The sequence below is a fragment of the Streptomyces sp. NPDC025638 genome (genome assembly GCF_055558775.1).
Genome location: NZ_JBVHLX010000002.1, coordinates 117,231 through 130,294 on the forward strand (window position 1 = coordinate 117,231; position 13,064 = coordinate 130,294).

Below are 13,064 nucleotides of genomic sequence, written 5' to 3' on the forward strand. Positions count from 1 at the left end.
TCACTGCCTCTTGACGGACCCCGGGAAGGGGTGAAGGAGGTGCCGGCGCGATCAGGACGGGTCACTGGGGGGTTCGCCCACCACCCACCACTCGTCCGTGTCGGAATCGGCCAGTTCCTGGATGAGATCGTCCATCATCCGGCCCAGAAGGAACTCCTCCGACGTTTCGGGCAGGCTCTGCCTGTGGTGGAGGGTCGCCTCCCAGTACTCGCGGAACACTCTGTTCTGGCACATGATCCGCAGGTGTCCGTAGAGCTCCGCCTTGGACAGGGCTTCGATCCGGTGGAAGTACAGGGCATTGATGTAGAGCGCGTTCGCGAAGAGGAACTGGCGCTGCTTCTCCAGCGGAATGTCGGTCTCGTAGGTGTCGAGCACCGCGGCCAGGGCGGGATCGTCCATGGCCTTGCACATCAGGTCGAAGTGGAGCCGGTGTTGTTGAGTGAGAGCGGCCCTTCTGCGGTGACGTGCCCTCCGCGTGCCGATGGAGTCGATGACGGCTGCGAGCTTTGCTTTGGCAGCCGAAACGATCCTCCCTATCCCTGAACTCTGTGTGGCCATGTCAACCCCCGAATCAGGCGGCCGTCCGCCGGTCGTCGGGGTGCGGGTCGACTGGAGGGGACCGGCGAGCGGTGGGCGGCGCTTGCCGTCTCCCAGAGTGTGCCGAGCGGCTCTGATCGGCGGGGAGGCGGAGAGGAGGCGCACGGAAGGAAGCGAGGGTCGCACGCTCCGGCGCCTGCCCATCGTCTGCCCCGCAAGAGGTGCTAACAATCGTTCACTTCGCGGTGTTTCTTCCCGCTCGTATCCTGAGTCGGCATTCCCATCGTCGTTCGTGCGCCGGGCCGAGAGCCGGTGCACGCGTCCGCGTGAGAGAGGTCACAGAGTGGGGCAAAGCCGAGGTCCGCAGCAGATCCCGGTCGTCGTACTGGCCGGGTTCCTGGGCTCGGGGAAGACCACGCTGCTCAATCATCTCCTGCACCGCAGCGGAGGCAGCCGCATCGGGGCGATCGTCAACGACTTCGGGGCCATCGAGATCGACGCGATGGCCGTGGCCGGCGCACTCGGCGACTCCACGGTCTCCCTGGGCAACGGATGCCTGTGCTGTGCCGTCGACGCGAGCGAACTGGATCTGTATCTGGAGCGGCTCGCGAACCCGTCGGCCGGCATCGACGTCATCGTCGTCGAAGCCAGCGGACTCGCCGAACCCCAGGAGCTCGTGCGGATGGTGCTCGCCAGCGAGCATCCCGGGATCGTCTACGGCGGACTCGTCGAGGTCGTCGACGCCGCCGAGTTCGACACCACCCGCGAGCAACACCCCGAGATCGACCGGCACCTCGCCCTCGCCGATCTGGTCGTGGTCAACAAGCTCGACCGGGCGGCCGATGCCGATCGCGTCCTCGGCATCGTCGGCTCGCTCACCGACCGTGCCGCCGTCGTCCCCGCCACCTATGGGCGCATCGACCCGGAGTTCCTCTTCGACTGCAGGCCGAGCGAGGAGCGCGTCGGGCAGCTGTCCTTCGACGACCTCCACGACCACGACAGCGACGACGAGCACGCCGGGCATCTGCACACGGCGTACGACAGCCTGTCCTTCGTCTGCGAGGTCCCCCTGGACCCGCGTCGGCTGATGGAGTTCCTCGACAGCCGGTCCGAGGGGCTCTACCGCATCAAGGGGTACGTCGACTTCGGGCCCCACGACGCCCTGAACCGCTACGCCGTCCACGCGGTGGGGCGGTTTCTGCGCTTCTACCCGCAGCCCTGGACGCCCGGGGAGGCACGCCTCACCCAGCTCGTCCTGATCGGCTCCGGCATCGACACCGCCACCCTCGCCAAGGAACTGGAGGCGTGCGGGAACGACGCCCCACACGCCGACGAGCGCGGCATGTGGGGTGTCCTGCGCTACGTACGGGACCCCGAAGAAGGGGCCCCGCCGGTCTAGCCGGCGGACCGGACCGGCCTGCTGGACGACCGGATCGGTCTGCCGGCCAGACCGGATCGGGCCGGTCAGAAGACCGGACCCGCCACCACCGACACGGTCTTCGCCAGCGACGTGCCGGAGCCGTCCCGGCGCGGGTCGATCTCCGGGAGCTCGACCGGGGTGCCGTTCTTCTGTGCCGCCCGTGCCGGGAGCGCGCCCGCCCAGGCCAGGGAGAGGCAGTCCTCGCCCTTCAGGAACCGCTGGCAGCGCACGCCGCCGGTGGCACGGCCCTTGCGCGGGTACTGGTCGAACGGGGTCAGCTTGGCGGTCGTCTGGACCGAGTCGTCCAGCGTGCCGCGCGAGCCCGCGACGGTGAAGACCACCGCGTCCACCGCCGGGTCGACCGCCGTGAAGGAGATCACCTTCACGCCCTCGGCGAGCTTGATGCCCGCCATGCCGCCCGCCGGCCGGCCCTGGGGACGGACCTGGGACGCCTGGTAGCGCAGCAGCTGCGCGTCGTCCGTGATGAACACCAGGTCCTCCTCGCCGGTGCGCAGCTCCACCGCGCCGACGATCCGGTCGCCCTCCTTGAGCGTGATGACCTCCAACTCGTCCTTGTTGGACGGGTAGTCGGGCACCACACGCTTGACGACGCCCTGTGCCGTGCCGAGCGCGAGGCCCGGGGACGACTCGTCGAGCGTGGTCAGACAGATCACCGTCTCGTCGTCCTCCAGGGAGACGAACTCCGCGAGGGGCGCCCCTCCGGAGAGGTTCGGCGCCGCCACCGTCTCCGGCAGCTGCGGGAGATCGACCACGTTCAGCCGCAGCAGGCGGCCCGCCGACGTCACCACGCCCACCTCGCCGCGCGCCGTGGCCGGCACCGCCGAGACGATCACGTCGTGCTTGGAGCGTCTGGCCTCGGCGTCCTGCGCGAAGGGCTCGCCGTTCACGGTGCGGGCCAGCAGGCCCGTCGACGACAGAAGCACCCGGCACGGGTCGTCCGCCACCTGCAGCGGCACGGCCGCCGCCGGGGCGCCCGAGGACTCCAGCAGGACCGTACGCCGCTCGGTGCCGAACTTCTTGGCCACCTGGGCCAGTTCGGCGGAGACCAGCTTGCGCAGCTCGGCGTCCGAGTCCAGGATCCGGGTCAGCTCGGCGATCTCCGCGTTGAGCCGGTCCTTCTCCGCCTCCAGCTCGATGCGGTCGTACTTGGTGAGGCGGCGCAGCGGCGTGTCGAGGATGTACTGGGTCTGGATCTCCGACAGCGAGAAGCGCTCCATCAGGCGCTCCTTCGCCTGCGCGCTGTTCTCGCTGGAGCGGATCAGACGGATGACCTCGTCGATGTCGACGAGGGCGGTGAGCAGGCCCTCCACCAGGTGCAGCCGGTCGCGACGCTTGCCGCGGCGGTACTCCGAGCGGCGGCGCACGACGTCGAAGCGGTGGTCGAGATAGACCTCGAGGAGCTCCTTGAGGCCCAGCGTGAGCGGCTGGCCGTCCACCAGGGCCACGTTGTTGATGCCGAAGGACTCCTCCATCGGCGTCAGCTTGTAGAGCTGCTCCAGGACCGCCTCCGGCACGAAGCCGTTCTTGATCTCGATGACCAGACGCAGGCCGTGCGCGCGGTCCGTGAGGTCCTTGACGTCCGCGATGCCCTGCAGCTTCTTCGCGTTGACCAGGTCCTTGATCTTGGTGATGACCTTCTCCGGGCCGACCGTGAAGGGCAGCTCGGTGACGACGAGGCCCATACGGCGCGCCGTCACGCTCTCCACCGTCACCGTGGCGCGGATCTTGAACGTGCCGCGGCCCGTCTCGTACGCGTCCCGGACCCCGGAGAGGCCGACGATCCGGCCTCCCGTGGGCAGGTCGGGCCCCGGGACGTACTTCATCAGTGTGTCCAGGTCCGCGTTCGGGTGGCGGATCAGATGCCGGGCGGCCGCGACGACCTCGGCGAGGTTGTGCGGCGGCATGTTCGTGGCCATGCCGACCGCGATACCCGACGCGCCGTTCACCAGCAGGTTCGGGAAGGCGGCGGGCAGGGCGACCGGTTCCTGCTCCTGGCCGTCGTAGTTGGGGGCGAAGTCGACCGTGTCCTCGTCGATCGACTCGGTCATCAGGCTCGTGGCCTCGGCCATCCGGCACTCGGTGTACCGCATGGCGGCCGGCGGGTCGTCGTTGCCCAGCGAGCCGAAGTTGCCGTGCCCGTCGACCAGCGGGACGCGCATGGAGAACGGCTGGGCCATGCGCACCAGGGCGTCGTAGATCGACGCGTCGCCGTGCGGGTGGAGCTTGCCCATCACGTCGCCGACGACACGCGCGCACTTCACATAGCCGCGGTCGGGGCGCAGGCCCATCTCGTTCATCTGGTAGACGATCCGGCGGTGCACCGGCTTGAGGCCGTCACGGGCGTCCGGCAGGGCACGCGAGTAGATGACCGAATACGCGTATTCGAGGTAGGAGCCCTGCATCTCGTCCACGACGTCGATGTCGAGGATCTTCTCCTCGTACGAGTCGTCGGGCGGCGGGGTCTTCGTGCTGCGGCGGGCCATCGCTGCCGGCTCCTCTTTTCTGGTCGCTCGCCTACGGGTCGCTCACGTCGGTGTCGACGCACCCCTTCGGCTCACTCTTTCTGAAGCGTGAACGGGTCTGATCGGACCATTGTGGACCGCGGTACTGACAAGCCGGGCCAGGACCCGGTGCAGGCGGCCCTTCCCGGTGGCGCGCGGCGCCGGAGGAGCCGCCCCGCGGCACGACTCCCGCAGGCTACGCGATCCGCTGTGGGCGTACGTCCGGCGGGAACTTCACCGAGGCTGCGGCCGCTTGCATACAGTGGCAGGACCGGCAGGAACACAGCGGTTGCACAACCGCTTCCGCGATCGAAGGGACGTACATGCCCATGGGTCACACGACCAAGGCCGAGGCAGGCTCCGGGGGCCTGGCAGCGACCGAGCACCGCCTGGCCAACGGTCTGCGCGTGGTGCTCTCCGAGGACCACCTGACCCCGGTCGCGGCGGTGTGCCTCTGGTACGACGTCGGCTCCCGCCACGAAGTCAAGGGCCGTACCGGCCTGGCTCACCTTTTCGAGCATCTGATGTTCCAGGGCTCCGCGCAGGTGAAGGGCAACGGTCACTTCGAGCTGGTGCAGGGCGCCGGCGGCTCGCTCAACGGCACCACCAGCTTCGAGCGCACCAACTACTTCGAGACCATGCCCGCCCACCAGCTGGAGCTCGCCCTCTGGCTGGAGGCCGACCGCATGGGCTCGCTGCTGGCCGCCCTCGACGACGAGTCCATGGAGAACCAGCGGGACGTCGTCAAGAACGAGCGCCGGCAGCGCTACGACAACGTTCCGTACGGCACCGCCTTCGAGAAGCTCACCGCCCTCGCCTACCCGGAGGGCCACCCGTACCACCACACGCCGATCGGCTCGATGGCCGACCTGGACGCGGCCACGCTGGAGGACGCGCGCCGGTTCTTCCGGACGTACTACGCGCCCAACAACGCCGTGCTCTCCGTGGTCGGCGACATCGACCCGCAGCAGACCCTGGCCTGGATCGAGAAGTACTTCGGCTCGATCCCCTCCCACGACGGCAAGCCCGAGCCCCGCGACGGCTCGCTGCCGGAGGTCATCGGCGAGCAGCTGCGCGAGGTCGTCGTGGAGGAGGTCCCGGCACGCGCCCTGATGGCCGCCTACCGGCTCCCGCAGGACGGCACGCGCGCGTCCGACGCCGCCGACCTGGCGCTCACCGTCCTGGGCGGCGGCGAGTCGTCCCGCCTGTACAACCGGCTCGTGCGCCGCGACCGTACGGCCGTCGCGGCCGGGTTCGGCCTGCTGCGGCTGGCCGGGGCGCCCTCCCTGGGCTGGCTGGACGTGAAGACCTCCGGCGACGTCGAGGTGCCGGTCATCGAGACCGCCATCGACGAGGAACTCGCCCGCTTCGCGGAGGAGGGCCCCACGCCCGAGGAAATGGAGCGTGCCCAGGCCCAGTTGGAGCGCGAGTGGCTGGACCGGCTCGGCACGGTCGCCGGCCGCGCCGACGAACTGTGCCGGTTCGCGGTCCTGTTCGGTGACCCGCAGCTCGCCCTGACCGCCGTCCAGCGCGTCCTGGAGGTGACGCCGGAGGAGGTCCAGGAGGTGGCCAAGGCCCGCCTGCGCCCGGACAACCGCGCGGTGCTCGTCTACGAGCCGCTCTCCGCCGAGTCCGCGGAGCACACCCAGGACGAGGACTTCCCCGAGGACCCGGAGTCGGAAGCCACCGTGGAAGCGCCCACCGCCGACCACAACGAGGACGAGGAGGCGGCCAAGTGACCGAGCTCGCCGCGATGGAGTTCCACCCCCAGCCCCGTGCGGGCGAGGCGAAGCCGTGGGCCTTCCCGGCCCCCGAGCGCGGCACGCTGGAGAACGGCCTGACCGTTCTGCGCTGCCACCGCCCCGGCCAGCAGGTCGTCGCCGTCGAGGTGCTCCTGGACGCGCCGCTGGACGCCGAGCCGGCCGGTTTCGACGGTGTCGCCACGATCATGGCGCGGGCCTTCTCCGAAGGCACCGACAAGCACTCCGCCGAGGAGTTCGCCGCCGAGCTGGAGCGCTGCGGCGCGACCCTGGACGCGCACGCCGACCACCCGGGCGTCCGGCTGAGCCTGGAGGTCCCCGCCTCCCGCCTCGGCAAGGCGCTCGGCCTGCTCGCCGACGCCCTCAGGGCACCCGCGTTCGACGAGAGCGAGGTGGACCGGCTGGTGCGCAACCGCCTCGACGAGATCCCGCACGAGCTGGCGAACCCCTCCCGCCGTGCCGCCAAGGAGCTCTCGAAGGAGCTGTTCCCGGCGACCGCGCGCATGTCGCGCCCGCGCCAGGGCACCGAGGAGACCGTCGAGAAGATCGACGCGGCGGCCGTCCGCGGCTTCTACGACCGGCACGTGCGGCCCGCCACGGCCACCGCCGTGGTCGTCGGCGACCTCACCGGCATCGACCTGGACGCGCTGCTCGGCGAGACCCTGGGCGACTGGAACGGCTCCTCGGCGCAGCCGCGGCCCGTGCCGCCGGTGACCGCCGACGACACCGGCCGGGTCGTCATCGTGGACCGCCCCGGAGCCGTCCAGACGCAGCTGCTCATCGGGCGGGTCGGCGCGGACCGGCACGACCGCGTGTGGGCCGCCCAGGTGCTCGGCACGTACTGCCTCGGCGGCACCCTCACCTCCCGCCTGGACCGCGTCCTGCGCGAGGAGAAGGGCTACACCTACGGTGTGCGCTCGTTCGGGCAGGTCCTCAGGTCCGCCCCGGACGGCGCGGGTGCCTCGATGCTCGCCATCAGCGGCTCCGTGGACACCCCGAACACCGGTCCCGCGCTGCAGGACCTGTGGGCGGTGCTGCGCAAGCTCGCCGGCGAGGGCCTCACCGACGCCGAGCGCGACGTCGCCGTGCAGAACCTCGTGGGGGTCGCGCCGCTGAAGTACGAGACCGCGGCGGCCGTGGCGAGCACGCTGGCCGACCAGGTCGAGCAGTATCTGCCGGACGACTACCAGGCGACGCTGTACCGGCAGCTCGCCGCCACCGGCACCGTGGAGGCCACCGCCGCGGTGGTCAACGCCTTCCCGGTGGACCGTCTGGTGACGGTCCTGGTGGGCGACGCCGCCCAGATCAAGGAGCCGGTCGAGGCTCTCGGCATCGGCGAAGTCACCGTCGTCTCGGCCGAGTAGAGGCACGCGCGCGTGGGTCCTGTCGGCCGACGGGTCGTCAGGACCCACGAACGTTTCTCCAAGATGTCCGAATTGGGGCGGAGGTTGCCTGTCTGCCCTGTGGGATGCGCTACAAAATCCGGCTTCGGTTTGGGGATCCAAAGACCGCCCGCATAGCGTCGTCCAGGCTGTTCGTCGGGCAGTGCGCCGCACCCGCGGCACCGGACAGTCATCGCCGAGTCCCCGTACGGCGCGAGCCAGGGGAGCCGGGGACCCACGCAGTCCCTGGGGTGAATCGGACACCCGCGCGTGCCGCGAGGGGGTCCGTAGGAGACCTTCCTGCTCCGAACCCGTCAGCTAACCCGGTAGGCGAGAGGGAAGGAAAGGACCAGCCACTACATGGCGTTCACCCGCGCCACCGGGAAGCACCGCCGTCCCGGCCGGATGCACCGCACCACCGCCCGCGCGGCGGGCGTCGCGGCCCTCGCCACCACCGGTGCCGTCGGCACCCTCGCGGCCTCTCCGGCCCTCGCCGCCGAGCCCGCCCCCGCGGACACCGGTCTCACGCCGGTCATCACCATGGGCGACTCGGTCGCCGAGCAGATCGATGCCCAGGCCGCGGCCCAGGAGCAGGCCGCCGAGCAGAAGGCGGCCGAGGAGGCCGCGCGCAAGAAGGCCGTCGCCCTGGCGGAGAAGGAGCGCGAGGCCAAGGCGCGCGCCGCCCGCGAGGCCGAGCGCAAGCGGCTCAACGCGTTCGTGGCGCCGATCGCGAACTCGTATGTCTCCACCGGCTACAAGACCGGCGGATCCCTGTGGTCCTCCGGCTCCCACACCGGCATCGACTTCCACGCCTCCAGCGGAACCACCGTGCACGCGGTGGGCTCCGGCACGGTCGTGTCGACCGGCTGGGGCGGGTCGTACGGCAACCAGATCGTGATCCGGATGGCGGACGGCATGTACACCCAGTACGGCCATCTGTCGTCCATCGGCGTCTCCGTGGGCCAGAAGGTCCTTCCCGGCCAGCAGATAGGCCTCTCCGGCGCGACCGGCAACGTCACCGGGCCGCACCTCCACTTCGAGGCCCGGACGACCCCGGAGTACGGCTCGGACGTCGACCCCGTCGCCTACCTCCGCAAGCACGGCGTGAACGTCTGACGGCAGGGCGCACCGCTTCCCGAAGCCCCGGCTCCCCGAGCCGGGGCTTTCGCCGTTTCGGCCGCCCCGCTGTCCAAAAAATATCCATGGATTCCGGCACGCCATCGGAAATTCCCGTTGATTGCAATAGAGTCACGGAACACACGTCAATCGGCGACGTTTCACGGGGATTAAAGCGGAGGTCGGTCATGCGTATTCCGGCGAGCTCGGTATGCACGGCGATCAGGGACGACATCGTCGCCGGTGTCTACGAGCGCGGCGGCCGGCTCACCGAGGAACTCCTCGCGCGCCGCTACGGCGTCTCGCGCGTCCCCGTCCGCGAGGCACTGCGCACCCTGGAGGCCGAGGGCTTCGTGGTGACGCGGCGGCACGCGGGCGCGTGCGTCGCCGAACCGACCGAGCAGGAGGCCGCCGACCTGCTGGAGATGCGCATGCTGCTGGAGCCGCTCGGCGCCTCCCGGGCCGCGCAGCGGCGCACCGAGGCCCATCTCAAGGTGCTGCGCGGCCTGGTGAGGCTGGGCCAGGAGCGGGCCAGGCGGGGCAGCCACGAGGATCTGCGCTCCCTGGGCGGCTGGTTCCACGAGACGCTCGCGCAGGCCTCCGGCAGTCACGCCCTGACCTCGATGCTGACCCAGCTGCGGCACAAGATCGCCTGGATGTACACGGTGGAGGCGCCCGCCAACCCGGTGGAGTCCTGGACGGAGCACGGCGCCATCGTGGACGCGGTGGCGCGCGGCGACGGCGAGCGCGCGCGGGCGATCACGGCGCTGCACACCGAGCGCGCGACATCCGCGCACCGATTGCGCTTTCCCGGCGGCGGGGACCGTTCGGACCGTGTGAGGACTTCGCAACATGCCGTAAACATGTCGGGCCTGCGGCATTAACACGGGCGCCGTATACAAAGAAGGGATATTCGGCGGAGGTGCATTTCCGCTGCCCTGATTTCCGTACGCCCGGAATTTCCATGAGAATACGGCGAAGCCGCGCCGCCCGAAAGGGCTGACGCGGCTCCGGCGTTCGGCGCGGTGGCTCAGACGGTCTCGGGCAGTTCCTCCAGGCCCTCGGCGACGAGCTTCGCGAGACGGTCGAGGGCGGCGTCCGCACCCTCGGCGTCGGAAGCGAGGACGATCTCCTCGCCGCCCTGGGCGCCCAGCCCGAGGACGGCCAGCATGGAGGCCGCGTTGACGGGGTTGCCGTCGGCCTTGGCGATCGTCACGGGGATGCCGGAGGCCGTGGCGGCCCGGACGAAGATGGAGGCGGGGCGGGCGTGGAGGCCCTCGGCCCAGCCGACGTTGACGCGGCGCTCAGCCATGTGATGCTGCCCTTCACTGTTCAGGGTTGTCTAGACCAGTTTCCCATATCGTGAAGCATGCCCGGAGCGGGCCTGTGTTCCGCTCCGGAGATGACGTCGGACCTCGGCCTCGATCCGACTTCCGTCCTCCACAGACTGCCTCGCGCCGTTGTCCGACGCGAGCCGTACTCTGGGGCCCATGCAGACCTCGGCGGGCCGGCAGGACCGGCACGAGTACCCCACTCACTGGGAGGCGGACGTAGTGCTGCGCGACGGGGGTACCGCGCGCATCAGGCCCATCACCGTTGATGACGCCGACCGCCTGGTCAGTTTCTACGAGCAGGTCTCGGACGAGTCGAAGTACTACCGCTTCTTCGCGCCGTACCCACGACTGTCCGCCAAGGACGTCCACCGCTTCACGCACCACGACTTTGTGGACAGGGTGGGACTCGCGGCCACCATCGGCGGCGAGTTCATCGCAACCGTACGCTATGACCGCATTGGCGTCGGCGGCATGCCCGCCTCCGCCCCCGCCGACGAGGCCGAGGTCGCCTTCCTCGTGCAGGACGCGCACCAGGGGCGCGGGGTCGCCTCCGCCCTCCTCGAACACATCGCGGCCGTCGCGCGCGAGCGCGGCATCCGCCGGTTCGCCGCCGAGGTGCTGCCCGCCAACACCAAGATGATCAAGGTGTTCACGGACGCCGGCTACACCCAGAAACGCAGCTTCGAGGACGGCGTCGTACGCCTGGAATTCGACCTCGAACCCACCGACCGCTCGCTCGCCGTGCAGCGCGCGCGGGAGCAGCGCGCGGAGGCGCGGTCCGTACGGCGGCTCCTCGCGCCCGGCTCCGTCGCGGTCGTCGGCGTCGGACGCACGCCCGGCGGGGTGGGCCGCGGTGTCCTCGGCAACATCCGGGACGCCGGGTTCACCGGCCGCCTGCACGCCGTGAACAAGGCCTTCCCGGACGAGTTGAAGGAGATCGACGGCGTGCCCGCCCACCGCTCGGTGCGGGACATCGACGGCCCCGTCGACCTCGCGGTCGTCGCCGTACCGGCCGAACGCGTGCCCGAGGTGGTCGCCGAGTGCGGGGAACACGGCGTGCAGGGGCTCGTCGTACTGTCCGCCGGATACGCGGAGAGCGGACCCGAGGGCCGCGAGCGGCAGCGTGAACTCGTCCGGCAGGCGCGCGCGTACGGCATGCGCATCATCGGGCCCAACGCCTTCGGGATCATCAACACCTCCGAGGAGGTGCGGCTCAACGCGTCCCTGGCGCCGGAGCTGCCCCGCCCCGGCCGGATCGGGCTCTTCGCCCAGTCCGGGGCGATCGGCATCGCGCTGCTGTCCCGGCTGCACCGGCGCGGCGGCGGAGTCACCGGGGTCACGGGCGTGTCCACCTTCGTCTCGTCCGGCAACCGCGCAGACGTCTCCGGCAACGACGTCATCCAGTACTGGTACGACGACCCCGACACCGACGTCGTCCTCATGTACCTGGAATCCATCGGCAACCCGCGCAAGTTCACCCGCCTCGCCCGGCGCACGGCCGTCGCCAAGCCGCTCGTCGTGGTGCAGGGGGCCGGGTCCGCTCCACAGGGCCACGCGGTACGGGCCACGCAGTTGTCGCACGCGACCGTCTCCGCGCTGCTGCGGCAGGCCGGGGTGATCCGGGTCGGCACGATCACCGAACTGGTGGATGCGGGGCTGCTGCTCGCCCGGCAGCCCCTGCCCGGCGGGCCGCGGGTGGCGATCCTGGGGAACTCCGAGTCCCTGGGACAGCTGACGTACGACGCGTGCCTCGCCGAGGGGCTGCGGCCGCAGCGGCCCCTCGACCTGACGACCGGCGCCACCGCTGAGGACTTCCGGCGGGCGCTGTCCCAGGCGCTGGCCGACGACTCGTGCGACGCGGTGGTCGTCACGGCCATACCGGCCATCGGGGAGGGGTCGCCCGGGGACGCGGAGCTGGCCGAGGCACTGCGGTCCGCCGCCGCTGCCGCTCCCTCCAAACCGGCACTCGTCGTGCACGTGGAGCTCGGCGGGCTCGCGGAGGCGTTGTCGGCCGCGGCCAGTACGGCACCGAACCGCCCCACGGACCGCACGCCCGGCGCGGGAGAGGCACAGCCGTCCCCCAGCGCCGTACCGGTTCAGGCGGACACCGCCCGGAACGGCTCCCGCCTGATCCCCGCCTACCCCGCCGCGGAGCGGGCCGCCCGGGCCCTCGCCGAAGCCGTGAAGTACGCGCAGTGGCGACGCGAGGCCGCCGATCCGGGCCGGGTCCCCGAGTACGACGACATCGACGAGAAGGGCGCCGCGGAGCTGATCGGCGGGCTGCTGGAGCGCGGGCAGGGACTCACGCTCGGCTCGGAGGAGACCTGCGAGCTGCTCGGGAAGTACGGCATCCACGTCCGCCGCGCGCTGCCCGCCCCCACCCCCGACACCGCCGCCGAAGCCGCCCGGACCCTCGGCTACCCAGTCGCCCTCAAGGCCACCGCCCCCCATCTGCGCCACCGCGCCGACCTGGGCGGGGTCCGGCTCGACCTGGCGGACGAGGAACAACTGCGCCGGGCGTACGCGGAGTTGACCGAGCTGTTCGGGAAGCCGGAGGGGCTGCGGCCGGTCGTGCAGTCGATGGCACCCCGGGGCGTCGACACCGTCGTACGGGCCGTGATCGATCCGGCGGCCGGAGCAGTGCTGTCCTTCGGGCTCGCCGGAGCCGCCTCCCAGCTGCTCGGCGACATGGCGCACCGGCTGGTCCCGGTCACCGACCGGGAGGCGACCTCGCTGGTGCGGTCGATCCGGACCGCGCCGCTGCTGTTCGGCTGGCGCGGGTCGACCCCCGTCGACACACCCGCCCTGGAGGAGTTGCTGCTGCGCGTGTCCCGGCTGGTCGACGACCACCCGGAGGTCGTCGCCGTGACCCTGGAGCCGGTCGTCGTCGCCCCGCACGGCGTGAGCGTCCTCGGCGCCACCCTGCGGCTCGCGCCGCCGCCCGCCCGTGACGACCTCGGCCCGCGCACGTTGCCGGCCTACTGAGCGGGGGA

9 protein-coding genes and 1 riboswitch are annotated in these 13,064 nt (G+C 71.1%); of the genes, 6 read left to right on the forward strand and 3 right to left on the reverse strand.

All coding sequences use genetic code 11. The features are described 5' to 3' along the window. Positions 1-51: 51 nt before the first annotated feature. A complete protein-coding gene (locus tag ACZ4EG_RS04700; protein ID WP_467789970.1) occupies positions 52-741 on the reverse strand; it encodes a DUF6082 family protein in 690 nt (229 codons plus the stop codon). 139 nt (positions 742-880) lie between these two features. On the opposite strand from ACZ4EG_RS04700, the gene ACZ4EG_RS04705 reads away from it, so the two are divergent. Beyond that, positions 881-1,936, forward strand: a complete 1,056-nt coding sequence (locus tag ACZ4EG_RS04705; RefSeq protein WP_467789542.1) for a CobW family GTP-binding protein — start codon at positions 881-883, stop codon at positions 1,934-1,936. A gap of 65 nt (positions 1,937-2,001) precedes the next feature. Here the strand turns inward: ACZ4EG_RS04705 and ACZ4EG_RS04710 are convergent, their stop codons facing one another. Continuing rightward, positions 2,002-4,461, reverse strand: a complete 2,460-nt coding sequence (locus ACZ4EG_RS04710) for a DNA gyrase/topoisomerase IV subunit A (RefSeq protein ID WP_467789543.1) — start codon at positions 4,459-4,461, stop codon at positions 2,002-2,004. 341 nt (positions 4,462-4,802) lie between these two features. Between ACZ4EG_RS04710 and ACZ4EG_RS04715 the strand changes: the two genes are divergently transcribed. The 4 genes from ACZ4EG_RS04715 to ACZ4EG_RS04730 all read left to right on the forward strand — a co-directional run bounded on the left by ACZ4EG_RS04715 (position 4,803) and on the right by ACZ4EG_RS04730 (position 9,621). Further along, entirely contained in the window at positions 4,803-6,218 is a 1,416-nt protein-coding gene (locus tag ACZ4EG_RS04715; protein WP_467789544.1) for a M16 family metallopeptidase, read from the forward strand. Further along, positions 6,215-7,603 (forward strand): M16 family metallopeptidase, encoded by a 1,389-nt coding sequence (locus ACZ4EG_RS04720; protein WP_467789545.1) that lies wholly within the window; start codon positions 6,215-6,217, stop codon positions 7,601-7,603. The genes ACZ4EG_RS04715 and ACZ4EG_RS04720 overlap by 4 nt, the downstream gene beginning before the upstream one ends. Before the next feature lie 202 nt (positions 7,604-7,805). Next, positions 7,806-7,969: riboswitch (cyclic di-AMP (ydaO/yuaA leader) on the forward strand. A gap of 12 nt (positions 7,970-7,981) precedes the next feature. After that, on the forward strand, positions 7,982-8,737 hold the full coding sequence (locus ACZ4EG_RS04725; RefSeq protein ID WP_453555480.1) for a M23 family metallopeptidase: 756 nt from the start codon (positions 7,982-7,984) through the stop codon (positions 8,735-8,737). A gap of 188 nt (positions 8,738-8,925) precedes the next feature. Then, on the forward strand, positions 8,926-9,621 hold the full coding sequence (locus tag ACZ4EG_RS04730; RefSeq protein ID WP_467789546.1) for a GntR family transcriptional regulator: 696 nt from the start codon (positions 8,926-8,928) through the stop codon (positions 9,619-9,621). Positions 9,622-9,767: 146 nt separating this feature from the next. On the opposite strand, the gene ACZ4EG_RS04735 is transcribed toward ACZ4EG_RS04730, so the two are convergent. Next, a complete protein-coding gene (locus ACZ4EG_RS04735; RefSeq protein WP_028802270.1) occupies positions 9,768-10,049 on the reverse strand; it encodes an HPr family phosphocarrier protein in 282 nt (93 codons plus the stop codon). A gap of 178 nt (positions 10,050-10,227) precedes the next feature. Here ACZ4EG_RS04735 and ACZ4EG_RS04740 point away from each other — a divergent pair, with 178 nt between their 5' ends. Further along, entirely contained in the window at positions 10,228-13,056 is a 2,829-nt protein-coding gene (locus ACZ4EG_RS04740) for a bifunctional acetate--CoA ligase family protein/GNAT family N-acetyltransferase (protein WP_467789547.1), read from the forward strand. Positions 13,057-13,064 lie beyond the last annotated feature (8 nt).

Coding starts and splice junctions, on each gene's coding strand:
- ACZ4EG_RS04700 (WP_467789970.1), bottom strand. CDS start 741: ATGGGCAGGCGCCGGAGCGTGCGACCCTCGCTTCCTTCCGTGCGCCTC.
- ACZ4EG_RS04710 (WP_467789543.1), bottom strand. CDS start 4,461: ATGGCCCGCCGCAGCACGAAGACCCCGCCGCCCGACGACTCGTACGAG.
- ACZ4EG_RS04715 (WP_467789544.1), top strand. CDS start 4,803: ATGCCCATGGGTCACACGACCAAGGCCGAGGCAGGCTCCGGGGGCCTG.
- ACZ4EG_RS04725 (WP_453555480.1), top strand. CDS start 7,982: ATGGCGTTCACCCGCGCCACCGGGAAGCACCGCCGTCCCGGCCGGATG.
- ACZ4EG_RS04730 (WP_467789546.1), top strand. CDS start 8,926: ATGCGTATTCCGGCGAGCTCGGTATGCACGGCGATCAGGGACGACATC.
- ACZ4EG_RS04735 (WP_028802270.1), bottom strand. CDS start 10,049: ATGGCTGAGCGCCGCGTCAACGTCGGCTGGGCCGAGGGCCTCCACGCC.
- ACZ4EG_RS04740 (WP_467789547.1), top strand. CDS start 10,228: ATGCAGACCTCGGCGGGCCGGCAGGACCGGCACGAGTACCCCACTCAC.